General features: G+C 64.5%; 30 protein-coding genes. 15 read left to right on the top strand and 15 right to left on the bottom strand.

Annotated features, from left to right (window positions below; translation table 11 throughout):
* Nucleotides 1-28 precede the first annotated feature (28 nt).
* Nucleotides 29-1,012, top strand: coding sequence for a 4-hydroxybenzoate octaprenyltransferase (gene ubiA / locus EN869_RS00315; protein WP_127229614.1), 984 nt, complete (start codon nt 29-31; stop codon nt 1,010-1,012).
* A 163-nt stretch (nt 1,013-1,175) separates the two neighbouring features.
* Here ubiA and EN869_RS00310 read toward each other — a convergent pair whose 3' ends face one another.
* The 3 genes from EN869_RS00310 to EN869_RS00300 all read right to left on the bottom strand — a co-directional run bounded on the left by EN869_RS00310 (nt 1,176) and on the right by EN869_RS00300 (nt 4,404).
* On the bottom strand, nt 1,176-1,742 hold the full coding sequence (locus EN869_RS00310; RefSeq protein WP_127229557.1) for a DUF6101 family protein: 567 nt from the start codon (nt 1,740-1,742) through the stop codon (nt 1,176-1,178).
* Between the two features lie 186 nt (nt 1,743-1,928).
* Nucleotides 1,929-3,362 (bottom strand): FAD-binding oxidoreductase, encoded by a 1,434-nt coding sequence (locus EN869_RS00305; RefSeq protein ID WP_127229558.1) that lies wholly within the window; start codon nt 3,360-3,362, stop codon nt 1,929-1,931.
* Nucleotides 3,363-3,441: 79 nt separating this feature from the next.
* On the bottom strand, nt 3,442-4,404 hold the full coding sequence (locus tag EN869_RS00300; protein WP_245489566.1) for an L-threonylcarbamoyladenylate synthase: 963 nt from the start codon (nt 4,402-4,404) through the stop codon (nt 3,442-3,444).
* Between the two features lie 276 nt (nt 4,405-4,680).
* Between EN869_RS00300 and EN869_RS00295 the strand changes: the two genes are divergently transcribed.
* Together EN869_RS00295 and EN869_RS00290 are read left to right on the top strand one after the other, a co-directional pair.
* Entirely contained in the window at nt 4,681-5,190 is a 510-nt protein-coding gene (locus tag EN869_RS00295; protein WP_189341265.1) for a hypothetical protein, read from the top strand.
* A gap of 103 nt (nt 5,191-5,293) precedes the next feature.
* Nucleotides 5,294-5,683, top strand: coding sequence for a hypothetical protein (locus EN869_RS00290; RefSeq protein ID WP_127229560.1), 390 nt, complete (start codon nt 5,294-5,296; stop codon nt 5,681-5,683).
* A 111-nt stretch (nt 5,684-5,794) separates the two neighbouring features.
* Here EN869_RS00290 and EN869_RS00285 read toward each other — a convergent pair whose 3' ends face one another.
* Nucleotides 5,795-6,121, bottom strand: a complete 327-nt coding sequence (locus EN869_RS00285) for an ATPase (RefSeq protein ID WP_127229561.1) — start codon at nt 6,119-6,121, stop codon at nt 5,795-5,797.
* A 166-nt stretch (nt 6,122-6,287) separates the two neighbouring features.
* The gene (gene glyS, locus EN869_RS00280) at nt 6,288-8,594 is read right to left on the bottom strand and encodes a glycine--tRNA ligase subunit beta (protein WP_127229562.1); all 2,307 of its coding nucleotides are present in this window, start codon (nt 8,592-8,594) and stop codon (nt 6,288-6,290) included.
* Between the two features lie 252 nt (nt 8,595-8,846).
* Here glyS and EN869_RS00275 point away from each other — a divergent pair, with 252 nt between their 5' ends.
* A complete protein-coding gene (locus EN869_RS00275; RefSeq protein ID WP_127229563.1) occupies nt 8,847-9,029 on the top strand; it encodes a hypothetical protein in 183 nt (60 codons plus the stop codon).
* Here EN869_RS00275 and EN869_RS00270 read toward each other — a convergent pair.
* A complete protein-coding gene (locus tag EN869_RS00270) occupies nt 9,026-9,949 on the bottom strand; it encodes a glycine--tRNA ligase subunit alpha (RefSeq protein WP_189341268.1) in 924 nt (307 codons plus the stop codon). The genes EN869_RS00275 and EN869_RS00270 overlap by 4 nt on opposite strands.
* Nucleotides 9,950-10,142: 193 nt before the next feature.
* Here EN869_RS00270 and EN869_RS00265 point away from each other — a divergent pair, with 193 nt between their 5' ends.
* Nucleotides 10,143-10,604 carry a GNAT family N-acetyltransferase gene (locus EN869_RS00265; protein WP_127229565.1) on the top strand — a complete coding sequence of 154 codons (462 nt, stop codon included), beginning with the start codon at nt 10,143-10,145 and terminating at the stop codon, nt 10,602-10,604.
* A 52-nt stretch (nt 10,605-10,656) separates the two neighbouring features.
* Here the strand turns inward: EN869_RS00265 and EN869_RS00260 are convergent, their stop codons facing one another.
* The 5 genes from EN869_RS00260 to EN869_RS00240 all read right to left on the bottom strand — a co-directional run bounded on the left by EN869_RS00260 (nt 10,657) and on the right by EN869_RS00240 (nt 15,643).
* Entirely contained in the window at nt 10,657-12,432 is a 1,776-nt protein-coding gene (locus EN869_RS00260) for a tetratricopeptide repeat protein (RefSeq protein ID WP_127229566.1), read from the bottom strand.
* 149 nt (nt 12,433-12,581) lie between these two features.
* Nucleotides 12,582-13,043 carry a DUF1284 domain-containing protein gene (locus tag EN869_RS00255; protein ID WP_127229567.1) on the bottom strand — a complete coding sequence of 154 codons (462 nt, stop codon included), beginning with the start codon at nt 13,041-13,043 and terminating at the stop codon, nt 12,582-12,584.
* A gap of 25 nt (nt 13,044-13,068) precedes the next feature.
* The gene (locus EN869_RS00250; RefSeq protein WP_127229568.1) at nt 13,069-13,659 is read right to left on the bottom strand and encodes a biotin transporter BioY; all 591 of its coding nucleotides are present in this window, start codon (nt 13,657-13,659) and stop codon (nt 13,069-13,071) included.
* 199 nt (nt 13,660-13,858) lie between these two features.
* Nucleotides 13,859-14,524: a GntR family transcriptional regulator gene (locus EN869_RS00245; protein ID WP_127229569.1), complete on the bottom strand. Its 666-nt coding sequence runs from the start codon at nt 14,522-14,524 to the stop codon at nt 13,859-13,861.
* Nucleotides 14,525-14,629: 105 nt separating this feature from the next.
* Nucleotides 14,630-15,643: a polyprenyl synthetase family protein gene (locus EN869_RS00240; RefSeq protein ID WP_127229570.1), complete on the bottom strand. Its 1,014-nt coding sequence runs from the start codon at nt 15,641-15,643 to the stop codon at nt 14,630-14,632.
* A gap of 165 nt (nt 15,644-15,808) precedes the next feature.
* Here EN869_RS00240 and EN869_RS00235 point away from each other — a divergent pair, with 165 nt between their 5' ends.
* The 6 genes from EN869_RS00235 (at nt 15,809) to moaB (ending at nt 19,554) form a co-directional block, all read left to right on the top strand.
* Entirely contained in the window at nt 15,809-16,033 is a 225-nt protein-coding gene (locus tag EN869_RS00235; RefSeq protein WP_127229571.1) for a DUF2007 domain-containing protein, read from the top strand.
* Nucleotides 16,033-16,830, top strand: coding sequence for a methyltransferase (locus EN869_RS00230; protein ID WP_127229572.1), 798 nt, complete (start codon nt 16,033-16,035; stop codon nt 16,828-16,830). Before EN869_RS00235 ends, EN869_RS00230 begins: the two co-directional genes overlap by 1 nt.
* Before the next feature lie 134 nt (nt 16,831-16,964).
* Nucleotides 16,965-17,822, top strand: coding sequence for a S49 family peptidase (locus tag EN869_RS00225; RefSeq protein WP_127229573.1), 858 nt, complete (start codon nt 16,965-16,967; stop codon nt 17,820-17,822).
* Nucleotides 17,823-17,905: 83 nt separating this feature from the next.
* The gene (locus tag EN869_RS00220; protein WP_127229574.1) at nt 17,906-18,091 is read left to right on the top strand and encodes a hypothetical protein; all 186 of its coding nucleotides are present in this window, start codon (nt 17,906-17,908) and stop codon (nt 18,089-18,091) included.
* Between the two features lie 25 nt (nt 18,092-18,116).
* Nucleotides 18,117-19,010 carry a 4-(cytidine 5'-diphospho)-2-C-methyl-D-erythritol kinase gene (locus tag EN869_RS00215; RefSeq protein WP_127229575.1) on the top strand — a complete coding sequence of 298 codons (894 nt, stop codon included), beginning with the start codon at nt 18,117-18,119 and terminating at the stop codon, nt 19,008-19,010.
* Nucleotides 18,997-19,554, top strand: coding sequence for a molybdenum cofactor biosynthesis protein B (gene moaB, locus EN869_RS00210; RefSeq protein WP_127229576.1), 558 nt, complete (start codon nt 18,997-18,999; stop codon nt 19,552-19,554). Before EN869_RS00215 ends, moaB begins: the two co-directional genes overlap by 14 nt.
* Nucleotides 19,555-19,567: 13 nt before the next feature.
* On the opposite strand, the gene EN869_RS00205 is transcribed toward moaB, so the two are convergent.
* A complete protein-coding gene (locus EN869_RS00205) occupies nt 19,568-20,071 on the bottom strand; it encodes a glycosyltransferase (RefSeq protein ID WP_127229577.1) in 504 nt (167 codons plus the stop codon).
* 149 nt (nt 20,072-20,220) lie between these two features.
* On the opposite strand from EN869_RS00205, the gene EN869_RS00200 reads away from it, so the two are divergent.
* From EN869_RS00200 to EN869_RS00190, 3 genes are all read left to right on the top strand, one after another.
* Nucleotides 20,221-21,375, top strand: a complete 1,155-nt coding sequence (locus EN869_RS00200) for a PA0069 family radical SAM protein (protein ID WP_127229615.1) — start codon at nt 20,221-20,223, stop codon at nt 21,373-21,375.
* A gap of 345 nt (nt 21,376-21,720) precedes the next feature.
* A complete protein-coding gene (locus EN869_RS00195; RefSeq protein WP_127229578.1) occupies nt 21,721-22,074 on the top strand; it encodes a SnoaL-like domain-containing protein in 354 nt (117 codons plus the stop codon).
* Nucleotides 22,075-22,270: 196 nt separating this feature from the next.
* Complete coding sequence (locus tag EN869_RS00190; protein WP_167498745.1) at nt 22,271-22,612, top strand: ArsC family reductase; 342 nt, start codon at nt 22,271-22,273, stop codon at nt 22,610-22,612.
* Nucleotides 22,613-22,629: 17 nt separating this feature from the next.
* Here the strand turns inward: EN869_RS00190 and EN869_RS00185 are convergent, their stop codons facing one another.
* The 3 genes from EN869_RS00185 to EN869_RS00175 all read right to left on the bottom strand — a co-directional run bounded on the left by EN869_RS00185 (nt 22,630) and on the right by EN869_RS00175 (nt 25,297).
* Nucleotides 22,630-22,986, bottom strand: a complete 357-nt coding sequence (locus tag EN869_RS00185; protein WP_127229580.1) for a DUF488 domain-containing protein — start codon at nt 22,984-22,986, stop codon at nt 22,630-22,632.
* A gap of 22 nt (nt 22,987-23,008) precedes the next feature.
* A complete protein-coding gene (locus EN869_RS00180; RefSeq protein WP_127229581.1) occupies nt 23,009-24,265 on the bottom strand; it encodes an aminopeptidase in 1,257 nt (418 codons plus the stop codon).
* Between the two features lie 117 nt (nt 24,266-24,382).
* Nucleotides 24,383-25,297 (bottom strand): LysR substrate-binding domain-containing protein, encoded by a 915-nt coding sequence (locus EN869_RS00175; protein ID WP_127229582.1) that lies wholly within the window; start codon nt 25,295-25,297, stop codon nt 24,383-24,385.
* Between the two features lie 97 nt (nt 25,298-25,394).
* On the opposite strand from EN869_RS00175, the gene EN869_RS00170 reads away from it, so the two are divergent.
* Nucleotides 25,395-25,595, top strand: coding sequence for a hypothetical protein (locus EN869_RS00170; protein ID WP_127229583.1), 201 nt, complete (start codon nt 25,395-25,397; stop codon nt 25,593-25,595).
* The last annotated feature ends 81 nt before the right edge of the window (nt 25,596-25,676 follow it).

The following is a 25,676-nucleotide window of genomic DNA, read 5'->3' as shown; positions in this document are numbered from 1 at the left end:
GGCCACTCACGACTGTCACTCCAGCGTGATGGAAACCGTCCAGTCGAAAGCGATCCAGGGCCGTGTCGCCGATGCGCCGAGCGGGCATTGGGTCTATCGGGTGCTGCCGCGCTGGCTCTGGCCCTATGCGCAGTTGGCGCGCTGGGACCGGCCGATCGGCTGGCAACTGCTTTTGTGGCCGTGCTGGTGGTCGGCAGCACTTGCCGCCGGCGCCTATCCGCGTGCGACCGACCCGTTGTTGACGCTTCTGCCGGCGCCCTGGTATCTGCTTTTGTTCTTCATTGGCGCCGTGGCCATGCGCGGCGCCGGCTGCACCTATAACGACCTCGCCGACGAAGACATCGACAACCAGGTCGAGCGCACGCGCTCGCGGCCGTTGCCGGCAGGCAAGGTGACGCGCCGCCAGGCCTGGATGTTCGTCATCGTCCAGGCGCTGGTGGGCCTCGCCGTGCTGCTGCAGTTCAACAGCTTCGCCATCCCGCTCGGCATCGCTTCGCTGGCGATCGTCGCCGTCTACCCCTTCATGAAGCGCATCACCAACTGGCCGCAATTCGTGCTTGGGCTGGCCTTCTCCTGGGGCGCGCTGATGGGCTGGGCTGTCGAGTTCGGCGACATCGATGATCCGGCGATCATGCTCTATATCGGCTCGATCCTGTGGGTGATCGGCTACGACACGATCTATGCGCATCAGGACAAGGAAGACGATGCCATCGTCGGCGTGCGCTCGACGGCGCGGCTGTTCGGCGACAACACCAAGATGTGGCTCACCGGCCTCTATGGCGGCGCCCTGGTCTGCTTCGCCATAGCCTTTGCCTCGGCGCAGGTGCCTGTGGTGGCCCTTGCGGGACTGATCGCCGCCGGCGCGCATATGGCGCGCCAGATTTTCCAGCTCGACATCAACAATCCGGACCAGTGCCTGAAACTGTTCAAGTCGAACAACCAGGTCGGCTGGCTGATTTTTCTTGGGCTGATCGGCGGCTCGGTGTGGATATGGCTAAAGCCGCTGGTGTAGCGGGGCTCCCCCTTCCCCCCTTGTGGGGAAGGTGTCGCCGAGTCGACGGATGAGGGGTGCTCCAGGGAAAGCCAGCGTCTCACTCCGCTGGAACACCCCTCATCCGTCTCGGCGCTGCGCGCCGATCCACCTTCTCCCACAAGGGGAGAAGGAAAAATCGCGGCTACTCCCTTGCAATAATCTCCTGGCCGTCGATGACGAGCCTCAAGCCCAGATTGCCGGCCTTGCGGCGGGCGAGGAAGCGCGGGCGGCGCGTGGTGGAGACGCGGCCCTTGCGGCGCTCCTGCGGCGGCAGCGCCTTGATGGCGACGCCCAGCGATTCCTCCAGCGTGCGGGCGATGCCGTCGGCCTCGATCAGAAGCATCGGCAGGCGATAGGCGTCAGCCCAGGCGCGCCAGTCCGCGGCGACATCCTCGAGGTCGTCGGCGACCAGCAGAGGCACCGACAGCATCGGGTCATTGTGCAGGAGTTCGAGCGTCACCGTGACGTTGCCGTCCGGATCTTCCATGGCACGCGCGGCGACACCGCGGAACGCCTTGGCGGGCAGCGCGATGATCGCCGGCACGCCGCTCATCTCCAGCATGCGGCGGATGACGGCGCCACGCTGGTCGATGGCGAAGGTGACATCGCCATAGTCGTCGCGGGTGGCATAGCTCACCATCTGCGGCAGGCGAAACGGGTCGAGACGCATGTTGCGCCCGGCCCAGACTGGCTTCAGTCCAGTGTTCATCGAATGTCTTCCCTGTTATTCCTGAGGGCCGTTTTCCGGTTCTCTCAGGGCCAGTTTTTCCGGCCTCGTTATGGGAAGAAACATTAGCGCTGGCTTCTTACCGTCGCGCTTAAGAAGTTCGGTTAAATTTTGCTGATCGGAGCCGATGGTTATCGGAATGCGACCGACCGCCAGATATGGGAAGGATCAGATAACCTTACCGGGATTCATGATGCCGGCCGGGTCGAAGGCCGCCTTCACCCGGCGCATCAGGTCGATCGCCATCGGTGGCGCCGTGGCGATGAGTTCGTCGCGCTTCAACTGACCTATACCGTGCTCGGCGGAGATCGAGCCGTGGAAGGAGCGCACGACATCGTGCACGGCCTTGTTCATCGGGTGGTAGAGCTCGAGGAACGGCTCGTCCTGCCAGTCCACGGGGCGAGAGATGTTGTAGTGAAGATTGCCGTCGCCCATATGGCCGAAGCAGACCACGCGCGCGCCGGGGCAGACGGTCTCCACCACGCCGGCCGCCTTTTCGATGAAGTCGGGGATCGAGGCGATCGGCACGGAGATATCGTGCTTTATCGAGGCGCCCTCCGGCTTCTGGCATTCAGGAAGCGTCTCGCGGAAATTCCAGAAGGCGTCGCCCTGGGCCAGGCTTGCCGACACCACCGCGTCGCCGACGATGCCCTGCTCGAGGCCGGCTGACAGAATCTCCTCGATCAGCGCCTTGCCGTCCTCTTCGGAGCGTCCGGACGAAACCTGCATCAGGACATACCACGGCCAGTCGTCGGCCAGCGGCCGCGTGATGCCTTGCCCGTGCTTCAGGGTGAAATCGTAAGGCCTTCTGGCGATCAGTTCGAAGGCGGTGAGCGAGGTGCCGGCCCGGTCCATCGCCAGGGTGAACAGCGACAGCGCGTCTTTAGGGGACGACGGGAGGCCGGCAAAGGCGACCTCCCTGCCCTTCGGCTTGGGGAACAGCTTCATCACCGCGGCGGTGATGACACCGAGCGTGCCTTCGGCGCCGACGAAGAGGTTCTTCAAATCGTAGCCTGTGTTGTCCTTCTTAAGCTTGCGCAAATCGTCGAACACCTCGCCGGTCGGCAGCACCACCTCGACGCCCAGACAAAGCTCGCGCGCATTGCCATAGGCAAGCACGCCGGTTCCGCCGGCATTGGAGGAAAGGTTGCCGCCGATCTGGCAGGAGCCCTGCGCGGCGAGCGACAGCGGAAACAGCCGGTCGGCGGCGTCGGCGGCTTCCTGCAGCGTCTGCAGGATCACGCCGGCCTCGACCGTCACCGTGTTCGACAGCACGTCGATCTCGCGGATGCGGTTCAGCCGCGACAGCGACAGCACGATGTCGTGACCGGATTTGTCGGGCACCTGGGCGCCGACCAGCCCGGTATTGCCGCTCTGCGGCACGATCGGCGTTCCGGTCTCGGTTGCGAGCCGCATGATGCGGCTCACTTCCTCAACGCTGCCGGGCCTCAGCACCAGGGATGTGCGGCCATGCCAGAGGCCGCGCCGCTCGGTGATGTAAGGCGCGATGTCGACCTGGTCGCGCAGCGCGTATTTGTCGCCGACGATGGAAGCGAAACGGTCGATGAGGCTGGGGTCGAGGTCGAAGGGCTGATCGTTCATGAGCAAGAACCTAGAGCAATTCCTGGAAAAGTGTGAGGCGGCTTTCCATCCCGGACTGCGTCAAAACAACGAGAAAGGATCAGCCGGTCTTGTCACGCGGCGCGGCCGCGCGGGCAAGCCGGTCGTTGATCGCCTCGCCCAGTCCCTCGAACGGAATCGGCTCGACGGCGATGGTCGCGGCGCCGACGCGGTCGAGTGCCTGCATGAAGGCGAAGAGGTTGCTGGCCGCCTCTCGCAGATCGCCCGCTTCGGAGAGATTGCGCAGCGCTATGGCTTGCTCCCAACCCTCGGCACGGCTGCCGCCGAAAGCGAGCAGGGCCTCGCCGCCGGCAACCTTGTCGACATTCAGCCGCATCGCGGCGCCCGGCGCGTAATGCGAGGCAAGCATGCCCGGCGCCTCGATGCTGCCGGCGCCGCGCAACAATGGAACACCAGCGACCGCCTCGATCTCCTCGGCGCCGATGCCGCCGGGCCGCAGCAGCCGCAGCTCGCCGTGTTCGACCTTGACTATGGTCGACTCCAGACCGACGGGCGTCGCGCCGCCATCGACGACCAACCTGATCCTGTCGCCAAGGTCGGCGGCGACCGCTTGCGCCGTCGTGCCGCTGATCCTGCCTGAAGAATTGGCGCTGGGGGCGGCGAGTGGCCGGCCGAGCCGCGCGATCAGCTCGCCGCCGAACCCGCGCGGCATGCGCAGCGCGATTGTGTCCAGCCCCGCGGTGACCAGCGGATGAATGCCGCTGTCGGCGCGGTGCGGCAGGACCAGCGTCAGCGGACCGGGCCAGAAGGCCTCCGCAAGCTTGGCCGACAGTGGATCGAAAACGGCAATGCGGTCCGCCATGGCGCGATCGGCGACATGGGCGATCAGCGGATTGAAGCGTGGCCGGCCCTTGGCCTCGAAAATGCGCGCCACGGCAACGCCGTTGGTCGCATCGCCGGCCAGGCCATAAACCGTCTCTGTCGGGATGGCGACGACGTCGCCGCCTTCGAGCAGCGCCAAAGCCTGCTCCAGAGCCTCGCCGACCGCCAATATCTCAGCCAAATGCGCCACCAGTCCTGATGCATGTTGCCCAAAAGTGTGAAGCGGTTTTGGGACAACAACATGCATGAAACAAAACCTAAAGCGCGTCGATTGAATCCGTTTCAACGCGACGCGCTTTAGACATGCCGGTCCCGTAATACGGCGGCTTCTCTCGGGCAAGTGCAGGCATTGGCGATTTATCAATCCCTAAAATGTTAAGGTTCCGCGCAAGCCGGCTTCAATGTGCCGGCGCTAAGGTGCGGGTTTGATCCGGGTTGCGGGCTGGGAGTTGCTGTGATGCGTTTGCTTGGAGCGTTCGGTATCGGCCTTTTGGCCATGCACGGCATAGCGCATGCTTCGTCGATCATCGTGCTTGGCCCCTCGACCTCGACGCCGTCGGTGATCCGGCTGAACGCGATCGAGCCGGCCAAATTGTCCGCGGCCACGACGCCATCGGTGATAGCGCTGGGCGATCCGATGCCCGCCGTCACCGACGAAAAGGTCGCGGCAATTCCCGAAAAGTTCGGACGCCAACTGGCTCCGATGATCATTCGCGGCGGGGTCGTCGGCGGCGCTTTCGCAACGCCCGCGGCGACCGCGGCGGCCAAGCCCCAGACCCCCGCGGCAAGCGCGCCGGCCGACGGCACTTCGCCGGCAACGCCCGCCAACGGCACCGCGTCGGCTTCGAACAGCAACGGCAAAGCCGCCAGCCAGCCGGGCGCGACGGCGACCGCGCAGGCTGGAGCGCAGCCACAGGCGCAGCGGCAGACCACCACTCCGCCGCCGCGCGTCGGCAAGGCGATGTAGTTCACATTGAACGCCGCCCCTCCATGCTAGGCGCCTGATCTCTGTCCGATTTCCGTCATCCGGATCGGGCACGATGGATGAGGCGTTTCAAAAGGGGGTTTCCATGACTGTTTCAAAAGCAATCGCCGTTGCCGGCCTGATGGCGGCGACGATGCTGGGCGCGGGTCCGGCGCGGGCCGATGACATGCTCGGCTCTTACACGGCGCGTATCTCGGACCGCGACCATCGCGCCAGCGACGGCTATCCGCTGTCCAGCGCGGCGCAGATGGTGCGGCAGGACCGCGCCAACTGGCACAAGTTCCACCGGCGCGACAGCGACGACCAGGGCGATCCCTGGTTCCGCAGCGACGGCTCGCGCGCCGACCTGCAGCGCATGCTGGAACGCGGCGGCGCCATGAGCAGCGCGACAAGGCGCGCCATCGTCAACGGCGAGCCGCTGATCGAGGTCGATGTCTATTCCGACAGCGTTCGGGTCAGCATCGTGGAAGATTGAGGCGTCAATCTTCCCGATTGACCGATCAATCTTCCCGGAAGATTGAAACGCTGATGAGAAAGGGCGGCGCCTTACGCGCCGCCCGACATTTTTCAGACGATGGGAAACGGCTCAGGCCGCCTCTTCCTTGTCGTCATCGTCGGACTCGTCTTCGTCCTCGGCGTCTTCATCTTCGTCGTCGGATTCGTCATCACCCGAGGCTTTGGCTTCTTCGCCGGCGTCGTCTTCATCCTCGTCGTCCGACTCGTCGTCGGCCGAGGCAGTGGTTTCCTCGTCGCCGTCTTCTTCGTCGCCATCTTCCTCGTCGTCGTCGGACGGATCGGCGGCTTCGACAGCCGCGGCGGCGGCGTGGTCGAGGACGTCTTCGGAAGCGGATTCGGAGGCCTCGGCGGCGGCCGGGGTCTCTTCAATCAGGTCGATATCGTCAACGGAATTCATGGCATGCCTCCGTGGTTGGGGAACGGATCAGTTCTCCCATGCGGAGGTCATCGTCATATGACTGTAAGCCGGCTCCCGCGCATTAAATTTCGGGCGCCAAATTGTTCAAACCTGTCCGCGTCCTAGCGAATTCGAGCAGTGCCGAACGCGCGGTTTTTTTGAGCCGTCAGCCGACGATTTTTGAAAAATCCGCGACCTGATCGGTCGCCGCGCGGATGCGGGCAAGCAGCGCCAGGCGATTGGCGCGCACGGCCTGGTCCTCATCATTCACGAGAACACGCTCAAAGAATGAATCAACCGGTTCGCGCAAAACGCTAAGCGCCAGCATGGCGGTGGAAAAATCTTCGTTTTGAATTGCTTGGCCGGCTTCCTTCTCGGCCTGATTCACCGCGGCATAGAGCTTCTTTTCCGCATCCTCGCGGAACAGAGCCGGCTCAACGGTCTCGGCGACGAGCGTTTTCTTCTTCTCCTCGGCGGCCAGGATGTTGGCCGCGCGCTTGGCGCCGGCGAGCAGGTTCTTGCCATCCTCGGTATCGAGGAAGGAGCCCAGCGCCTCGACGCGGCGCACGATCTGCAAGAGGTCGTCGGACTGCGGCGTGATGACGGCATCGATCAAATCGTACCGCGCGCCCTGGTCGCGGAGGTAGACTTTCAGGCGGTCGTGGAAGAAGGCGAGGAGATCGGACGACTGATCCACTCCGCCTTTGAAGCTGACGAAGGCCTTGGCGAAAACAGACGTCAGCGCCAAACGGATGCGGTTCTCAATGAGAATCCTGACCACGCCAAGCGCAGCCCGGCGCAGAGCGAACGGGTCCTTGCTGCCGGTCGGCTTTTCGTCGATGGCCCAGAAGCCGGTGAGCGTGTCGAGCTTGTCGGCGAGCGCGACGGCTACCGATACCGGATCGGTCGGCACGCGGTCGGACGGGCCTTGCGGCTTATAGTGCTCCTCGGCAGCCGCGGCGACGGATGCATGCTCGCCCTGCAGCAGCGCGTATTTGCGGCCCATGGCGCCCTGCAATTCCGGGAACTCGCCGACCACCTCGGTCTGCAGATCGGCTTTGGCGAGCACTGCGGCGCGAGCGACGAGCGCGGTAATCTCCCCCCTTGAGGGGGAGATGTCGCCGAAGGCGACAGAGGGGGTCGCCTCACGTAGATCGCCGACGCTCCTTGCCGCGGAAGACGCTGGCGCTTCACGCGCGGCGACCCCCTCTGGCCTGCCGGCCATCTCCCCCTCAACGGGGGAGATCGATTTCGCGACCGTCGGCGCCAGTTCCTCAGCTAGCCGTTTGATTCGCTCAACCCGCGCGCCTTGCGTGCCGAGCTTGGCATGGAAGGTGACGTTCAGGTGGTCGAGCCGCGCCATGCGCTGGTCGAGCGGCTTCTTCAAATCGAGGCCGAACTTCGCCGCCGATTCCGCAAGCTGGTCGAGATCCGGCAGATCGCCCTGGTCGGTTTTCCAGAAATACAGCGCGTCGGACAGGCGCGCGCGCACCACCTTGCCATTGCCGCGCGCGATCTCCCTGCCTCCGTCGCTCGCCTCGATGTTGGCGATGAGGATGAAGCGGTTCGAAAGGTCCTCGCCCGCGCTCTGCGGGCGGGTCACAAAACACTTCTGATTAGCCCGGATGGTGAGCCGGATGACCTCGCCCGGAATGGTGAGGAAATCGCGCTCGAATTCGCCCATCAGCACGACCGGCCATTCGACCAGGCCGGAGACCTCCTCCAGCAGGCCTTCATCCTCGACGAGGTCGAGACCGTTGGCGAAGGCGATGTTGCGGGCGTCGGCGAGGATGATTTCCTTGCGCCGGTCGGCATCGAGCACGACCCTGGCAACCTCGAGCTTCGACACATAATCGTCGAAGCGGCGCACGGTGATGGCGCCCGGCGCGTGGAAGCGGTGGCCATAGGTAACGTTGCCGGAGCGAATGCCGTCGATCTCGAGATCGACCACCACCGGCTCCTCGGTCTCGGGGCCGAAGGTGCAGACGATGGACTGCAGCGGCCGCACCCAGCGCAGCGAGCCGGGCTTGGCCGAGGCCGGCCCCCAGCGCATCGACTTCGGCCAGGGAAAGCTCTTGATGATGCCCGGCACCAGCTCGGCGATAATTTCCTCCGCCGCCCGGCCCGGCTTCGAGATGTGGGCAACGTAGAAATCGCCCTTCTTCGGGTCGGAATGAACATGCGCCTCGGCAATCGATGACAGGCCGGCCTTGCGCAGGAAACCCTGCACCGCCTGCTCGGGCGCGGTGGTCGAGGGACCCTTGATCTCCTCACGGATGTCCTTGGAGCGCGCGGTCAGGCGGCGGATGTCGAGCGCCAGGCGGCGCGGCGTCCAATATTCGCGCGCCGCCTCATAGGTGAGACCCGCCTCGACCAGACCGTCGGTCAGCATCTTCCTGAGGTCGCCGGCAGCCTTGCGCTGCATGCGGGCGGGAATCTCTTCCGAGCGAAGTTCTAGCAGTAGGTCAGGCATGATTAGGCTCCCACCCTCCCCTTGATGGGGAGGGCCGGCGCGTCAGCGCCGTAATGAATGGGCGGGAAATAGCAACTCGGCCGGCCGCTGTCACCCCGCAAGCAGATCGCCTCTTCAAGCGATTTCACGGAATTTTCAGGTCCTCTGTCGGGACGCAGCGAAGTCCGTCGTCCTTGGAGCAGAATTTCCCATGAACCGAACGCGGCGCTGAAGCGACACACGCTCAGGCAGAGACCTATTGGCTGAACGACGATGAAAACGGCATCGAGAATCCTGCAGATCCTGGCGCTCAGCGCCTGCTTCGCCGCCCAGATGGACGGCGTGATCACGATGCCGGGGGTGAGGCAGGCCATGCGCACGATGGACGGCGCAACGGTGCAGACCGTGTTTCCGGCCGACGCCGCCGCCGAGACCGTGAAAACCGTAGCGGCTTAAGCCGCCGCCAGCCCGCCCGCCCGCGTCTTCAGGAACGCCTCGCCGCATGCCTTGGCGAGATTGCGCACGCGCAGGATATAGCTCTGGCGCTCGGTGACCGAGATCACGCCGCGCGCGTCGAGCAGGTTGAAGACATGGCTTGCCTTGATGCACTGGTCGTAGGCCGGGAAGACCATGCGGTGCATGGCCAGATCGTCGGTGGGCTTCGGGGTGCCGGCATCGAGCAGCGCCTTGCACTCGGCCTCCGCATCCTCGAAATGCCTCAGCAACATCGCGGTGTTGGCGAATTCGAAGTTATGGCGCGAATATTCTTGCTCGGCCTGCAGGAAGACGTCGCCGTAAGTGACCTTCTCGGCGCCCTCGCGGCCGTTGAAGTTCAGGTCGTAGACATTGTCGACGCCCTGCACATACATGGCGAGCCGCTCCAGTCCGTAGGTCAACTCGCCCGCCACCGGCGCGCATTCGATGCCGCAGACCTGCTGGAAATAGGTGAACTGCGAGACTTCCATGCCGTCGCACCAGCACTCCCAGCCGAGGCCCCAGGCGCCCAGCGTCGGGCTTTCCCAGTCGTCCTCGACGAAGCGGATGTCATGCAGCAGCGGATCGACGCCGATGGCTTCCAGCGAGCCGAGATAGAGCTCCTGCAGGTTCGGCGGATTGGGCTTCAGGATCACCTGGTACTGATAGTAATGCTGCAGGCGGTTCGGGTTCTCGCCATAGCGGCCGTCCTTCGGCCGGCGCGAGGGCTGGACGTAAGCGGCGTTCCAGCGCAGCGGGCCAAGCGCACGCAATGTGGTGGCCGGATGGAAGGTGCCGGCGCCGACTTCCATGTCGTAGGGCTGCAGGATGAGGCAACCATAGTCGGCCCAGTAACTATGCAAGGTCAGGATCAGCCCCTGGAAGGAGCGGCTGGGATGCATATGGGCAGGGATATCGATGGTCACGGCGGCCTCGGCAAGCGCAGGATGACGCTTCCCTAGTTGCCGGGCCGGCAAGCGTCAAGGCGGCGCCCCACATCCGGCGAGGTTGAACGCTTTGGGCCGGCTGGCCCATTGTCGACACGCGGCCGTGATCCTTTGCTCGGTCGAGCTTCACGACAACGAAGGTTAAGCCATGTCCGGCCAACTCACCGTCCGACCCGTCACAAGGCAGGATTACGAGCAATGGCTGCCGCTATGGGATGGCTACAACGCGTTCTACGGACGCTCCGGCCGGGCGGCGCTTGCCGGCGAGATCACCCAGATGACCTGGTCGCGCTTCTTCGACGCCTATGAGCCGGTGCATGCTCTGGTGGCCGAGCGCGAGGGCAATCTGCTCGGTCTCGTCCACTATCTCTACCATCGGTCGACGACATCGGTCGCGCCGAGTTGCTATCTGCAGGATCTGTTCACCACGCAGGCCGCGCGCGGCCAGGGCGTCGGAAGGGCGCTGATCGAAGGCGTCTATGAGCGCGCCGGGCAAGCAGGCTCGAACCGCGTCTACTGGCTGACGCATGAGACGAACCACACCGCGATGCAGCTCTACGACAAAATCGGCGATCGATCCGGCTTCGTCGTCTACAGAAAGATGTTCTGAAAGTGCCGCGGGGCCCTGAAGGGGCCCCGCCAGAAAATCAACAGCGCAACGCTCAGCCCTTCGGCGCGGGCGTCGGGTCCGGCTTGACCTTCGGGGTTTCCTGCGCGGTGTTGGATTCGATCGGCGGCAGGCCCTTGAGCAGCTTCTGCTGCAGGGTAGCGAGCACATCCGGATCCGGCTTCAAGTCGCGCGCCTGTGTCCACTGATAGGTGGCCTCGAGCTTGCGGCCGACGCGCCAGTAGGCATCGCCCAGATGGTCATTGAGGACCGGATCCTCCGGCTTCAGCGACACTGCGCGCTCCATCTCGCGCACGGCGTCGTCGAAGCGGCCCATACGGTAATAGGCCCAGCCCAGCGAATCGACGATGTAGCCGTCGTTCGGCCTGAGATCCACGGCCTTCTGGATCATCGCCAGGCCTTCCTTGAGGTTCATGTTCATGTCGACCCAGGAATAGCCGAGATAGTTCATGACCTGCGGCTGGTCGGGCTGCAGTTCCAGTGCCTTGCGGAAATTGGGTTCGGCCTTCGGCCATTCCTTCAGCCGCTCATAGGCGATGCCGCGCTGGTAGAAGATGTTCCAGTTGGCGGCGGTCGGCGCTTTCAGCTGCTCGACGGCCTTGTCGTAGAGATTGGCGGCCGAGCGGAAATCTTCCTTTGAGCCATAGACGCCGCCAAGCGCCAGATAGGCGCGCATGTCGTCCGGGTGCTTGTCGAGATAGGCCTTGAGGTGCGAAATCGCCTCGTCATGCTTGTCGAGATCGGCAAGGTTGAGGCCGATCTGCAGATCGGAGAGCTCTTTCAGCGGCGAGGATGCCGGAATGCGGCGGTAGAGCGCGACGGCGCCTTCGCCATCCTTCAGCTGCTCGGCAACGGCGGCAAGCTGCACAAGGGCGGCGTCGCTGTCCGGCTTCAGCGCCAGGGCGTATTGCAGGTAGAGCCGCACGAAGGGCTCGCCGCCGCCGCGGTTGAGCGCGGTGGCAAGGTCGAGCAGGATTTCGGACGCGCCGTCGGCCGGGCTGGCAACCAGCGGCTCGATCTTGTCGCCCTTGGCGATGCGGTCGCGCAGCGTGGTGATTTCGAGCTTGCCCGGCGCGAAGGCCTCGGCCTGGTTCAACACCGCCTGAGCCTTCGCCTTGTCGCCTTTGCGCGCGAGGAAGGAGGCATAGGCCTGGGCGTTGCGCATCCAGGTCTCGGGTGCGGAGCCGCCGGCCGCAGTGTCGGCCATAGTGGCGGCGTAGATTGCATCGGCCTTGTCGTTGAGGCCGGCGGCGTCGGCGATCAGCGCACGGTGGAACGACTTGAACAGGCCGAACCAATCCGGGCCCTTCAGCTTGTCGATGGAATCCATGGCCTCGGACGCGTTGCCGGCGCCCTCCTTGGCCCAGCCGTCCATGACGCCGGAGAGCAGCCGGTCGAGGTCGGATTCGAGCGACAGCTTCAGCCAGTACTGCGCCTTGGCGTAGTCCTTCTTGTGGAAGGAATCGACCGCCAGCGCCAGGCGCGAGAAGCGCTCGACATCGGGCACTTCCTTCAGCTTGTCGGCATAGACCAGCGACTCCTCGAAACGGCCCTGCGAGACCAGCGCCAGCATCAGGCTCTGCTGAAGTTCCTTGTCGTTCGGGGCAAAGGCGAGCGCCTGCTTGTAATAGGCGATCGCGTCGTCGAGATCGTTGTCGCTTTCGGCGATATGGGCCGCAAGATAGGCGCCCGAGAAAGACGTGATCTGCAGCGGTTTGGCTTCTTCCTTGGCCTGGACCGGCAGCACCCAAAGCGCCACCCCGGTCAAAAATGCCAGCCTCGTCAGCCAGCGTGCACGTCCTTGCCGCATCGTATCCCTTTCAGCCAGATGCGATCCCGCCCTTGGAGGACCGCCCCACAGACTCGAACTTTTCCGGTCAAAGCATGGCCTTTTTGCGGTCAGGCTTCAATCGGCAAGCGAATCACAATCCAATCATCCCGCTTAACAAACGATGCCAGTCAGCGAAAATATGCGGCGCGACGGCCGAATTTCGACATAAGCGGTCTAAAGCGCGTTCCGCGAAAGCCTTCAGCGGCGACCACGCCGCATAGCTCGAACCACTCGCAGCCCGGGCACGCCTTGCGCGTCAGGCCGGACGAAAACGCCTTGCGCATCCGCGCGAGCGTCGAGGCATCAAGCTCGAGCCGGGCGCCGGCCGGGAGCGGCCGGCCGAGGAGATCGGCGACGTCCTGCGCCGCGACGTCGTCCCGCACGGCAGCGCTTTCGCCCAGGCAGTGCGGCTCGGATTCATCCAGCAGCGGGGCGCAGATGTCGTCCGGCCCGGAAAGGATCAGGATATCCTCGCCGCCGGCCAGGCGCTCCACCACAACGTCGTAGTTGGCGGTGAAGGCCGGCGAGTAGCCCTTGCCGACATAGGTCAGCAGGCAAAGCAGATGATGGGCGCGGAGCCTGACGGTCATCTGTTTCCCGAGATCGCTTGGCGGCTTACCGGGGATCGGCCGTGCGGCTGCCCGAAAACAGCTTCAGCGTCGCCGCGCCCAGCGCCGACTTGAGCAGGCCGCCGACGATGAAAGGCGTGAAGCCGAAGGTGATGGCCTTTTCGGTGCCGATCATAACGGCAAGCCAGGCGGTGCCCAGAACCAGGCAGAGCAGGTTGCCGATCAGCATGGCGGCGAAGGCAAGCAGGACGCGGTTGCCGTTCCAGCCGCGCTCGGCCAGCCAGCCAACGACGGCGCCGACGACCGGGAACGAGAAGAGATAGCCGCCGGTCGGGCCGACGAAATGCTGGAGGCCGGCCGCCCCGCCCGCCAGCACCGGGAAGCCAGCCGCGCCTTCAACCAGCCAGGCAGCAATGGTGAGCGCGCCGAAGCGCCAGCCGTAAAGCGCGCCGACCAGCGTGACGGCGAAGGTCTGCATGGTCACCGGGACCGGCACCATCGGCACCTCGATATAGGAAGACAGCGCCAGGAACAGTGAGCCGAGAATGACGGCGCCGATCTGCCAGGCGAGCGAACGGCTGTGCAGCCGCAGCGGGCTGAAGGAGGGCTTGTAGGTCGAAATGGTTGCGTTGGTCACGGTGTCTTCCCTGGTTCGCGTGAAATTATAGATAATTTTTCGACTTCATCTATTATCGAATCCATATTTTCGCGGAGATGGCAAGCCCGACTGCGACACGGCGCTCGATAAGGCGGCGGATACAGACCATGCAGGTCGTACCGGATGGCGCCGAGGCGGGCATAATGACGAGGAGTGAACGCCGATGCGGTGCCGTCTGCTACCCCACGATGGCGAAGGCGTCGCGGGTCCTGCCGGAGGCGGTCTTGACCGGCTTCTGGCCGATCCATTGGACGTGGCGACCGAGCGTCGCGGCGGCCGATTCGGTGTTGCCTTGCCTAAGCGCGCTCAGGATCGCGCGGTGGTCCTGGTCGGTGCGGATTTCCCACTCGGAACGCCAGGCCGCGAACAGGAAGCGGGCGCTGGCCGCATGCAGGTCGTCGATGGTGGAGAGCAGGCGCGGCATGTTGCAGGGCGCCAGGATCAGCCGGTGGAAGGTGCGGTTGGCCTCCTCCCAGGAGCGAACGTCGCGGGATTTGTCGCCGGCCTTGGTCGCTTCCTCGGCCTGGTCGAGGATCGACGCTGTCAGATGCGGCGCTGCATGGCGCAGCGCCAGGACTTCGAGCGCGGCGCGCATCTCGGCCACTTCCCTGACCTCGCCGAGATCGAAGGAGGCGACGCGCACACCGCGCCTAGGCTCGCTGATTGCCAACCCTTGAGCCTCGAGGCGGCGAAAGGCTTCGCGCACCGGGACATGACTGGTGTTGAATTCCTCGGCGACATGGTCCTGGCGCAGCCGCGATCCGGGCTCGATCGCGCCCGAAATGATGCGGTCCGCCAGTTCCTTGCTGATGCGGACGGCGATCGTGTCTTCTGTGCTGGCCATATTTTATAGATAATTTGCCGGGCCACCCTTTGTCGAGACGATCGGACCGGGATTCACAAGCGCCCTGCCCCAGCGCTCATTGGGCAGGCATTTGGATCCAGGGGCTCAGTTCACCCGGCTGATGCAGAAATCGATGACGTCGATCAGCGCCGACTTCTGGGGCGTCGCCTCCAACGGCGCCAGCGCATCGCGGGCGATCTCGCCGAAATGGCGCGCGCGGCCGATCGTGTCGGCGATGGCGCCGTGGCGGGCCATCAGGCCGATCGCCTTTTCGAGCCCGGCATCGTCGGTGACGTTGTCCTCGATGGCGCGCTTCCAGAAGGTGCGTTCGGCCTTGGTGCCGCGCCGGTAGGCGAGGATCACGGGCAGTGTCACCTTGCCCTCGCGGAAATCGTCGCCGACATTCTTGCCGAGGTCCTTGCTGGAGCCGCCATAATCGAGCGCGTCGTCGATCAGCTGGAAGGCAAGGCCGAGATTCATACCGTAGGAGCGCAGTGCGGCGCGATCGGTGCGCGAGGCCTGGGCGATGATCGGCCCGACCTCGGCGGCGGCCGAGAACAGCGCTGCGGTCTTGGCCTTGATGACGGCGAAATGCTCGTCCTCGGTGGTTTCGAGGTTTTTCGCCGCGGCGAGCTGCATCACCTCACCCTCGGCGATGATGGAGGCGGCGGCCGACAGGATGTCCAACGCTTCCAGCGAACCGACCTCGACCATCATGCGGAAAGCCTGGCCGAGCAGGAAATCGCCGACCAGCACGCTTGCCTGGTTGCCCCAGATCATGCGCGCGGTCTTCTTGCCGCGGCGCAGCGCGCTCTCGTCCACCACGTCGTCATGCAGAAGCGTCGCCGTGTGCATGAACTCGACCGCGGTGGCGAGCTTGACATGGCCTTCGCCGGAATAGCCGAACATCTGCGCCGCGGCGAGGGTGAGCATTGGCCGCAGACGCTTGCCGCCGGAGGAGATCAGGTGGTTGGCGATCTCCGGGATCATCTCGACGTCGGAGCCGGCCTTGGACAGGATGAGCTCGTTGACGCGCCCCATATCGGCGGCCGTCAGATCGATCAGATCCTTGATGGAAGCGGGTTCCCGCTTGCCTTCGATGTTGAGAACGACTCCCACCACAATCACTCCCGTCTCAATTGACGCGCACGACGGCACCCTTAATCCCAACTCGACTCTAGGGCGGCACAACCGGGCACGGCAAGAGGCGAATTGGCGCGGCTTGGCCGACGCTGTGTCCACCCGCACGTTTACACGAACGCCGCAACCTGCGATTTTCATTCCATGATCGAGCTTGTCCGCACCAACGACGCCGTCGTCATCTCCTTTGTCGAATCGCTGATGCGCGACGCCGGCATCGCCTGTTTCGTCGCCGACCAGAATATGAGCGTGCTCGAAGGGTCGATCGGCCTTTTGCAGAAGCGTGTCATGGTCGACGCCGACAAGGCCGACGCGGCGCGCCGCATCCTCAAGGATGCCGGCATCGAGAACGAGATCCGCCAGAAATAATGGCAGTCAGCCCCGCCCCCGTCCCGGATACGCCGGCGCACACGGTCGATGCCTTCCATCGCGGCCGTTTCTGGCTGGTGCAGCCGAGCCGGGGCGGTCATCGCGCCGGCATGGACGCCATGATGCTGGCGGCCGCGGTGCCGTCCGGCTTTTCCGGGCGGCTTGCCGATTTCGGCGCCGGCGCCGGCGCCGCCGCCCTTGCCGTGCTGTCGCGCTGTCCGTCGGCCCAAGCCGTGCTGGTCGAGCGCGCCGCCGAAATGGCGGGGTTCGCGGCTGCCACGCTTTCGCATCCCGGCAACGCGCATCTCGGCGACCGCGCTTCGGTGCTGACGGCCGACGTCACGCTTTCCGGCCGGGCGCGGGCTGAAGCCGGGCTTGCCGACAATTCCTTCGACTTCGTCATCATGAATCCGCCTTTCAATGCCGCCGAGGATCGCTCGACGCCGGATGCGCTGCGCCGGCAGGCGCATGTGACGGAGGACGGGCTGTTCGAGCGCTGGATCAGGAGCGCGGCCGCCGTCGTCAGGCCGCATGGCGGGCTGGCCATCATCGCCAGGCCCGAGCAGCTTATCGCCATCCTCGATGCGATGGAGGGGCGCTTCGGCGATGCCGAGATGCTGTGCGTGCATCCGCGTCCGGACGCGGCGGCGATCCGCATCGTCGTCAGGGCGGTGCTCGGCGCGCGCGGAAAACTGTCGATCCGCCCGCCGCTCACCTTGCACGGACCATCCGGCAATGAGCCGACGGAGCGGACGGAAATGATCAATAACGGGCTCTCATCGCTGTTCGGCGATTGATCATGGCCGCACGATGCGGCATTGCCGTTGGCCGGCGAATTCCTACATGCCAAAGCAAGATGACATCGCCCCAGACTTTACCAACTCAATAGATCTCATCTTGCTTCTTTGCATTCCACCGGAGACATTCCCTCGTGAGACGCCTCTTCAACCGCCTGCTGCCGAAATCCTGGCGCTCGACTGTCGTCACCATTCCGGTCATCCGGCTGCAAGGTGCCATCATGGCCGGCGGCGGCCAGTTCCGGCCGAGCCTGTCGCTCGCCTCGACGGCCGGCCTGATCGAAAAGGCGTTCGGCTTCGACGCGCCGGCGGTCGCCATCTCGATCAATTCGCCGGGCGGCTCGCCGGTGCAGTCGCGGCTGATCTTCAAGCGCATTCGCGACCTGGCGGTGGAAAAGAACAAGAAGGTGCTGGTCTTCGTCGAGGATGTCGCGGCTTCCGGAGGCTACATGATCGCGGTCGCCGGCGACGAGATCTTCGCCGACCCGTCATCGATCGTCGGTTCGATCGGCGTGGTCTCGGCCTCGTTTGGTTTCCCCGAGCTGATGAAGAAGATCGGCGTCGAACGGCGCGTCCACACCGCCGGGCAGAACAAGGCGGTGCTCGATCCGTTCCAGCCCGAGAAGACGGAGGACGTGGAGCGGCTGAAGGCGCTGCAGCTCGAAGTGCACGAGACCTTCATCGACCTCGTCAAGGAGCGGCGCGGCTCGAAGCTGAAAGACGACCCCGACCTGTTCACCGGCCTATTCTGGACGGCGAAGAAGGGCCTGGAACTCGGCTTGGTCGATGCGCTGGGCGATATGCGCAGCGTGCTCAGGACGCGTTTCGGCGACAAGACTCAGCTCAAGCTGATCACCGCGCCGCGCGGCCTGTTTGGCCGTTTCGGCCTGTTCGGCTCGCACTTCGCAGCGCCCGATATCGCTGCCGCTGCCGCAAACGGCATCCTTGATGCGGCGGAAGAGCGCGCGCTGTGGGCACGCTTCGGGCTTTGAAAAAGCCATGATTGCGGATAGCATGATCGCTTGACCGAGCCCATCCGGCCGGCCTTGCCGCGAGAACGCGGGAGGAGTTTTAGATGCCGCAGATCATTTTCTTCGCTGCTGTCGGCGCCGCCGCTTATTTCGGCTACCGCGCTTTCGTGCGTGAGGCCGAGCGCGTGACGGCCAAGATCCGGCGCACCGAGAAACAGGCGGCGAACGGCACGATGGGCACGCTGGTCAAGGATCCGAAGACCGGCGAATATCGTCTCGCCAAGGACTAATCCCATCTCGCCAGCAGCCGACATTGTGGAGCCCGGCACAGAGGTCCGGACGTGGCTTGCGCCTGCCAAGATCAATCTTGCACTGCATGTCACCGGACAGCGCGCCGACGGCTATCATCTCATCGACAGCCTTGCCGTGTTCACCCGCTTCGGCGACCGGCTCGAGATCGAGCCGGCGGAGCACGACCAATTCTCGGTATCCGGCCGCTATGCCGCCGGCCTGCCGCTGGACGGCGGCAACCTGGTGGTGAAGGCGCGCGATGCTTTGCGCCGGGAAGCCGGCGCGCAACATGCGCCGCCGGTCGCCATCCGGCTGGAAAAGAACCTGCCGATCGCCTCGGGCGTCGGCGGCGGCTCTAGCGATGCGGCGGCCGCGCTCAATGCTCTGGCGCGGCTCTGGAAGCTCGCTATCGATGACACTTCGCTGGCCCGGATCGGGCTTTCGCTCGGCGCCGACGTGCCGATGTGCCTGAAGTCAAAACCGCTGGTCGCGCGCGGCATCGGCGACGAGGTGTTACCGCTCTCCGCGTTCCCGGCGCTCGGCCTGGTACTGGTCAATCCGGGCGTCGCCGTCGCGACGCCGGACGTGTTCAAGGCGCTCTCCCGTCGCGACAAGGAGGCGCTGCCGGCGCTGCCGAAGCGGCTCGACTTCCACGCCGTCCGCAACTGGCTGGAGACGACGCGTAACGATCTCGAGCCCCCTGCCCAATCGATCCAACCAGCGATCGGCGAAGCGCTGAAGGCACTCAAGCGTGCCGATGCTGCGTTTGCGCGCATGTCGGGCTCCGGCGCCACATGCTTCGGCCTGTTCGAGACCGGCAATGTCGCTAAGCGCGCGGCGATCGAGATCCGCGCCCGTCACCCCGACTGGTTCGTCGCGGCAACGCGCAGCATGGAGGTGAGCGATGGCGAAGCTTGACGAGAGCCGGCCTTTCATTTCGGTGCGCATCGCGGTGCTGACCGTGTCAGACACGCGCAGCCTTGCCGACGACAAATCGGGCCAGACGCTGGCCGACCGCATCGCGCAAGCCGGCCATACGCTTGCCGCGCGTGACATCGTGACCGACGACCGCGACAAAATCCGCGACAAGGTTCTCGGCTGGTCGAGGGACGAGAATATCGATGTCGTCATCACCACCGGCGGCACCGGCTTCACCGGCCGCGACGTGACGCCGGAGGCGCTGGAACCGATCTTCGAAAAGCGCATGGATGGCTTTTCCGAGGTCTTCCACCGTATCTCCTACGACAAGATCGGCACCTCGACGATCCAGAGCCGGGCGACCGGCGGCGTCGTCAACGCCACTTTCGTCTTCGTGCTGCCGGGCTCGCCCGGCGCCTGCAAGGATGCCTGGGACGGCATCATCGAGGCGCAGCTCGACTATCGCCACATGCCCTGCAACTTCGTCGAGATCATGCCGCGGCTGGACGAGCATCTCAGGCGCGGCGGCAAGCCTGGCTCGTAAGGGAGCGCAGGCTTCACTTCGGCGGCGCGACCCAAATCTCCGCATTCAGCCTTCTGGCGGCAAGGCCACGCGCCAGGGCTTCGGCGTTGCGCGCGCTTTTCGCCAGAGCCGCGGCCTGACGCTTGCTGATGACCAGGCCTTCGGCCAGCGCGCGGCTGCCTGAAAAGACGCGGGCCAGGAAAGGCGCGCGATCGGCGCGGGCGCGCGAGAAACGCGCCGGCATGGTCTGTTTTGCCGTATGCGCGACGACTTCGTCGATCCAGCCTTCGGATAGCCGCGCGCCGGGTTCCAGAAGCAGCAGCCAGTCGCCCTTCGCCTGGCCGATGCCGGCACCGATGCCGCTGGTCACATAGTGGCAGCCGGCATGCTCGGCGACGCGGTGCGTCTGGTCGGTCGAGCCGGAATCGCAGACAATGACGTCGCGCACCACGCCCTCGACCGCGCCACCGACCAAGGAGGCGAGCGTGCGGGCAAGCCCCTCTTCGTCGTTGCGGGTCTCGATGAGGACGCTGATCATTCTTAGCCGAATAGCGGAAAGCCACGACTTGCGCCAGTTGCGCTTTTCGGCCGAAAAAGTTCTTGCTTTGTTCTCATCGCCAAAATAGGAATAGTTTCATGAACAGAGCGATTCGACAGCCTGCCGACAGTCCCTGGGAGAGGGCGAAGATGGAACAGATCGTGCGCGCCGACATTGCCGCTTTCGGAGCAGGCAGAGCCGAGATGGCGAACGCGATGATCGAGCAGAGCGGCATGCGCGTGCGGCCCGACCGCAATCGCGGCCGCTCGGCCGGCATTAACCCGTCCGGCCGCTTCGAGCCGGTCAGCCGGCACGTGTTCGACGACGGCTGGAACTCGCTGGAGGAGCTGCCGCCGTTCAAGACGGAAGTGCAGGTCGAGAAGCCGCGCACCATCATCACCCGCAACGAGTCGCCCGACATTTCCTTCGACCGTTCGATCAACCCCTATCGCGGCTGCGAGCATGGCTGCGTCTACTGCTTCGCCAGGCCCACACATGCCTTCATGGGCCTGTCGCCGGGGCTCGATTTCGAATCGAAGCTATTCGCCAAGCCGGATGCGGCGCGCATGCTGGACCGGGAATTGTCCAAGCCGGGTTATCAGCCGCGCACCATCGCCATCGGCACCAACACCGATCCCTACCAGCCGATCGAGAAGCAATACCGGATCATGCGCGAGATCCTGGAGGTGCTGGAAGCGCGGGGTCATCCCGTCGGCATCGTGACGAAGTCGGCGCTGGTGACGCGCGACATCGACATCCTATCGCGCATGGCCGAGCGCGGTCTTGCCAAGGTGGCGCTGTCGGTGACGACGATGGACCGCATGCTGGCCAGAACGATGGAACCACGCGCGTCGACGCCGACGAAGCGGCTGGAGGCAATCCGCCAGCTCTCCGATGCCGGCATCCCGGCCTCGGTGATGGTGGCGCCGATCATCCCAGGCCTGACCGATCCGGAGATGGAGCGCATCCTCGATTCGGCCAGAGCCGCCGGCGCGCGGGAGGCCGGATACGTCATCCTGCGCCTGCCGCTCGAAGTGGCGCCGATCTTCAAGGACTGGCTGTTGCGCCATTATCCGGACCGCTACCGGCATGTGATGTCGCTGATCCGCTCCATGCGCGACGGCAAGGACTACGATAGCGAATGGGGCAAGCGCATGAAGGGCGCCGGTCCCTATGCCTGGCAGATCGGCCGCCGCTTCGAGATCGCCGCCAAGCGGCTCGGCCTCAATGTCGAGCGACGGCAGCTCCGCACCGACCAATTCGTCGCAGGCGCTGGCGCCGGCGAGCAGTTGATGCTGCTTTAACCCCGGTGCCGGCGATGACCAGCCGGCGCCAAGCAGTTCCAGGCACAGCGATTTTCCGCCTGGGATTGCGGTCCCTTTAAGAATCCCGTCCGGCCACTGTCCCCGGCCGCGAGACAGTGTCCCTGTTTTGTTCTGGTCAAAAGCTTAGCAGGAGCGGGTTCGTCCTCATTCACAGCCTGCGCGGCCTGACGATCTGCAGGGAATTCAACCGCTGGCGCCTGATGGCCGCGCCATAGTTCCAGACGCGACGATCCTGACACGAATTGTCACCTGGGGAGCGGCGCCCCGGTGGCGGACGCATGATCGGTTCCTACTTGAAGTCTGGTCCAAACCGTGGAGGAAATCATGACCACTGCCGACATTGCCAAGGGTTTTACCGAACTTCTCAAGAAGGGCGACAGCCACGGCGCCGCCGCGAAATACAATGCCGACGACATCGTCAGCTACGAGGCGATGGAAGGGCCGATGGCCGTCTGCAATGGCAAGGAGGCCGTCAAGCAGAAGAGTGAATGGTGGGAAGCGAACCACGAGGTTCACGGCGGCTCGGTCGAGGGTCCCTATGTCAATGGTGACCAGTTCGCCTTGCGCTTCAGCTTCGACGTAACGCCCAAATCCACCGGCGAGCGCGTCAAGATGGACGAGGTCGGCCTCTACACCGTCAAGAACGGCAAGATCAGCGAAGAACGTTTCTATTATTGAAGCTGATCGGCTCGAGGCGCCTCGCTTCTCTGCCATACGGTTCGAAAATCAGAGATGGCGACCGGGCCGATATTCCGGTCGCCATCGCGAGCGTTAAATCGCCTTCGCGTAGTCACGCTGGCAAAGCGGACAGGGCGAGCCTAGGCTCCGGTCAGATTCGCGACCCATCCAACCGAGGCCTGAATTGACCATCACCATGTACGGCATCACCACCTGCGACACGATCAGGAAGGCACGCGTCTGGCTGGAGAGCCGCGGCGTGCCCTATCGTTTCCACGACTACCGGGCCGAGGGGATCGAGGCTGACAAACTGAACGGCTGGGTCGGCAAGGTCGGTTGGGAAAAGCTGCTCAACAAGGGCAGCACGACTTTTCGCGAGCTGCCGGAGAAGGACAAGGAAGGGCTCGACGAGAAGAAGGCCAAGAAGCTGATGCTCGCCAAACCGACCATGATCAAGCGGCCGGTGCTGGAGGTGGGGGATCGGATTTTGGTGGGGTTCAGACCGGAGGTTTATGGCGAGGCGGTGAGCGGAGAATAGGCGCGACATCTCAGCAATCAGCTTCGGTTTTCCAAATACCCCGCCAGCGCCACCGCATTGTTGTGCGCTTCGTCATGCGCGCCGTAGAGCAGCGTCACCTTGCCGTCGCGCAACAGACCACGCAGCTGCGCCACCGCTTCCTGATTTGCGTCAAGCTCGGCCCGGTATCGCTTCTGAAACTCCGCCCAGCGCTCCGGCTCGTGCCCGAACCATTTGCGCAGATCGTCGCTCGGCCCGATCTCCTTCAGCCAGAGCGTCAGCGCGGCGTCCTTCTTGGCGACGCCGCGCGGCCAGATGCGGTCGACCAGCACCCGCTGGCCGTCGGCTTTCGCCGGCGGCTCATAAACACGCTTCACCGCAATGTCGAAGGCCATCACACCTCCGCCGGCGAGCAGCTTACGCCCACTCGCCCTTGCGCATCACCGGCACGCGGCTGCCGTCCTTGGCGACGCCGTCGATGTCGATCTTGTCGGAGCCGATCATCCAGTCGATATGGATGAAGCTCTTGTTGCCGCCGCGCTCCGCGATCTCCTCCTGGCTGAGCGAAGCGCCGTTGACGAAGCACTTCGAATAGCACTGCCCGAGCGCGATGTGGCAGGCGGCGTTCTCGTCGAACAACGTGTTGAAGAACAAAAGCCCGCTCTTCGAGATCGGCGAGGAATGCGGCACCAGCGCCACTTCGCCGAGCCGCCGCGCGCCCTCGTCGGTGTCGAGCACTTTCTTCAAGACGTCCTCGCCCTTCGAGGCCTTGGCCTCGACGATCCGCCCGCCCTCGAAGCGCACCGAAATCTCGTCGATCAGCGTGCCCTGGTAGGATAGCGGCTTGGTAGAGGAGACATGGCCCTCGACGCGCCTTGCATGCGGCGTGGTGAAGACTTCCTCGGTCGGGATGTTCGGGTTGCAGGTGACGCCGTTCTTGGCCGTCGAGGCGCCGCCCATCCATTCATGGCCTTCCGCCAGTCCGACCGTCAGGTCGGTGCCCGGGCCGGTGAAATGCAGCGCGTGGAAATTATGCTCGTTCAACCATTTCGTGCGCTCGGCCAAGGCTGCGTTATGCGCCTTCCAATTGCCGATCGGATCCTCGACATCGACCCGCGAGGCCGAGAAGATCGCGTCGGCGAGCTTGACCACAGCGACATCGTCAGGCTCGCCCGGAAAAACCTGCTTTGCCCAGGCAAGGTCGGGATAGGCGACGATGTTCCAGTTGATGTCGAAGCCGGTGATCTTCTCCAGCGCCGGCTGGTAGGCCATCGAGTTCGCCTTGTTGGCGCGCGCCACCTTGGCTGGATCCTGCGAAGAAAGCAGCGACGGGTCTTCGCCGCGCACCGCGAGCCGCGCGGCATTGTTCGAGAAGGCTTTCGCCATGCCCTCGTAAAGCCAGCCGGCGGCGCGGTCGAAACCGGCATCGGCGCCGTAGCGGAAGCGCGCCAGCGTGATCTCGTCGTCGTTGAAGATCGGCGTAACCAGCCCGGCGCCCGCCTTGTAGGCGTGCTCAACGATGCGCCGCGTCAGCGGCAGCGCCGCTATCGAGGACGTCAGCACCAGATCCTGTCCGGGCTGCAACTGCAGCCCGACCTTGATGGCGACTTCCGCCAGCCTGTCGAGCTTCACCGGGTCGATGGTTGCCGAGACGCCGCTCGAATGTGTGGTCATGATCCTGCCTGCCGTATGTTGGGGTTCTCATCCTTACATAGACCGCTGCGGTTGGCCTTTCCACCGCGATCGACTAGGCCCGCTCTCAAGCATGAAGGACCGCGAAGTGCACAGCTTTTATGCGGCGCTGTCCAGCGCCCGGAACTGTGCCATGGTCGCCTCGATCTCCTCGCGGATCCAGGCCTTGAAGTCGCGCACCTTGCGGCTTTCGCTCTTGGTCGCCGAGGTCACCAGCCAGTAGCCCAGCCCGCTCGCGGCCCTGATGCCGAAGGGCGCGACCAGCCGGCCGTCGGCCAGCGCGTCGGCGGTCAGCAACTGCCAGGCGAGCATCACGCCATGGCCGGCGATTGCCGATTCCAGGCACAGCATCGGATCGGTGAAACGCGCGCCCTTCTGGAAGGTGACCGGCTCGACTCCGGCCGCCTCGAACCAGCTGTCCCAGCTGAACATCGCCCGCTCGTCGGTTATGGCGCAGGTCTGCGCCAGATCCTCGATCGAGTGCAGCCTGGCCGCGATCGACGGCGCGCAGACCGGAAACACTTCCTGGGCAAGCAGAAGCTCGCTGCGCCCGCCCGGCCATTTGCCGTCGCCAAGCCGGATGGCGATATCGATGTCGGAGCGGTCGAGATCGGCGATCCTGGCCGAGGCGTCGATGCGCAAAAGTACATTGGGGTGCCGGGCGAAGTGTCGCGATAGACGGGGCAGCAGCCATTTCGAAGCGAAGGCCGGCGCCACCGAGACGACCAGCGTGCAGTCATTGGCCTCGTCGGCCAGCGCCACCGCTTGCGCGAGCTCGCGGAAGCCGGCGCTGAGCCGTGCCGTGAAGGCGGCGCCGAACTCGGTCGGCACGAGCCCGCCCGGCGTGCGTTCGAACAGCGCCTGCCCCAGCTGCTTCTCGGTGCGTTTGACCTGCTGGCTGACGGCGCTGACCGAGACGTTCAGTTCAGCCGCCGCCGCGGCAAGCGATCCCAGCCGGGCAACGGTTTCCACGGCGCGCAGGCCGTTGAGATGGACGCGGTTCAGCATAGCCATTCAGTTTTTCTAAAGTGCGCGGGCCAAAATCTCAATTGAAACCCGACGGTAAGAGGCAGAATTTAACAGGAATAGCCTTGAAGCAGGAGCTTGTCCCATGAAGATTTTATCTTTGTTGAAAGGGTTCTCCAGCACCCAGGCCAGGCCGAGCGATGAGGGAGAAATCGCCCGTTGGGTAATCGATCCGCTGTCGCATCCCGTGCTCGACACCATGTCGGAGCGCGAACTCGGCGACATGCCCTTCCGGCTGACGGCTCGCCGCACGGCATACGAGACGATAGGCGCGGTTGGCCGCTGAAAGATCGAACGGAAGCGGCAAGTCACCACTTCGATACTGTCGCAGACCTTGTACGCAGTTCTGCGAGCCTTGTACGCAGTT

Source organism: Mesorhizobium sp. M2D.F.Ca.ET.226.01.1.1, assembly GCF_004022705.2.
GTDB lineage: Bacteria > Pseudomonadota > Alphaproteobacteria > Rhizobiales > Rhizobiaceae > Mesorhizobium.
Note: the sequence above shows the minus strand (reverse complement) of the source record. Positions and strands in the feature narration are given on the sequence as shown.

Bases quoted from the DNA above. Each gene is read 5' to 3' on its own strand.
- EN869_RS00290 (WP_127229560.1), top strand. From the start codon at position 5,294: ATGACTGTTTCAAAAGCAATCGCCGTTGCCGGCCTGATGGCGGCGACG.
- EN869_RS00305 (WP_127229558.1), bottom strand. From the start codon at position 3,362: ATGAACGATCAGCCCTTCGACCTCGACCCCAGCCTCATCGACCGTTTC.
- EN869_RS00190 (WP_167498745.1), top strand. From the start codon at position 22,271: ATGTACGGCATCACCACCTGCGACACGATCAGGAAGGCACGCGTCTGG.
- glyS (WP_127229562.1), bottom strand. From the start codon at position 8,594: ATGCCTGACCTACTGCTAGAACTTCGCTCGGAAGAGATTCCCGCCCGC.
- EN869_RS00230 (WP_127229572.1), top strand. From the start codon at position 16,033: ATGGCAGTCAGCCCCGCCCCCGTCCCGGATACGCCGGCGCACACGGTC.
- EN869_RS00255 (WP_127229567.1), bottom strand. From the start codon at position 13,043: ATGACCGTCAGGCTCCGCGCCCATCATCTGCTTTGCCTGCTGACCTAT.
- ubiA (WP_127229614.1), top strand. From the start codon at position 29: ATGGAAACCGTCCAGTCGAAAGCGATCCAGGGCCGTGTCGCCGATGCG.
- EN869_RS00180 (WP_127229581.1), bottom strand. From the start codon at position 24,265: ATGACCACACATTCGAGCGGCGTCTCGGCAACCATCGACCCGGTGAAG.
- moaB (WP_127229576.1), top strand. From the start codon at position 18,997: ATGGCGAAGCTTGACGAGAGCCGGCCTTTCATTTCGGTGCGCATCGCG.
- EN869_RS00265 (WP_127229565.1), top strand. From the start codon at position 10,143: ATGTCCGGCCAACTCACCGTCCGACCCGTCACAAGGCAGGATTACGAG.
- EN869_RS00310 (WP_127229557.1), bottom strand. From the start codon at position 1,742: ATGAACACTGGACTGAAGCCAGTCTGGGCCGGGCGCAACATGCGTCTC.
- EN869_RS00275 (WP_127229563.1), top strand. From the start codon at position 8,847: ATGAAAACGGCATCGAGAATCCTGCAGATCCTGGCGCTCAGCGCCTGC.
- EN869_RS00175 (WP_127229582.1), bottom strand. From the start codon at position 25,297: ATGGCTATGCTGAACCGCGTCCATCTCAACGGCCTGCGCGCCGTGGAA.
- EN869_RS00195 (WP_127229578.1), top strand. From the start codon at position 21,721: ATGACCACTGCCGACATTGCCAAGGGTTTTACCGAACTTCTCAAGAAG.
- EN869_RS00295 (WP_189341265.1), top strand. From the start codon at position 4,681: ATGCGTTTGCTTGGAGCGTTCGGTATCGGCCTTTTGGCCATGCACGGC.
- EN869_RS00185 (WP_127229580.1), bottom strand. From the start codon at position 22,986: ATGGCCTTCGACATTGCGGTGAAGCGTGTTTATGAGCCGCCGGCGAAA.
- EN869_RS00285 (WP_127229561.1), bottom strand. From the start codon at position 6,121: ATGAATTCCGTTGACGATATCGACCTGATTGAAGAGACCCCGGCCGCC.
- EN869_RS00170 (WP_127229583.1), top strand. From the start codon at position 25,395: ATGAAGATTTTATCTTTGTTGAAAGGGTTCTCCAGCACCCAGGCCAGG.
- EN869_RS00220 (WP_127229574.1), top strand. From the start codon at position 17,906: ATGCCGCAGATCATTTTCTTCGCTGCTGTCGGCGCCGCCGCTTATTTC.
- EN869_RS00235 (WP_127229571.1), top strand. From the start codon at position 15,809: ATGATCGAGCTTGTCCGCACCAACGACGCCGTCGTCATCTCCTTTGTC.
- EN869_RS00245 (WP_127229569.1), bottom strand. From the start codon at position 14,524: ATGGCCAGCACAGAAGACACGATCGCCGTCCGCATCAGCAAGGAACTG.
- EN869_RS00260 (WP_127229566.1), bottom strand. From the start codon at position 12,432: ATGCGGCAAGGACGTGCACGCTGGCTGACGAGGCTGGCATTTTTGACC.
- EN869_RS00200 (WP_127229615.1), top strand. From the start codon at position 20,221: ATGGAACAGATCGTGCGCGCCGACATTGCCGCTTTCGGAGCAGGCAGA.
- EN869_RS00205 (WP_127229577.1), bottom strand. From the start codon at position 20,071: ATGATCAGCGTCCTCATCGAGACCCGCAACGACGAAGAGGGGCTTGCC.
- EN869_RS00270 (WP_189341268.1), bottom strand. From the start codon at position 9,949: ATGCATCCCAGCCGCTCCTTCCAGGGGCTGATCCTGACCTTGCATAGT.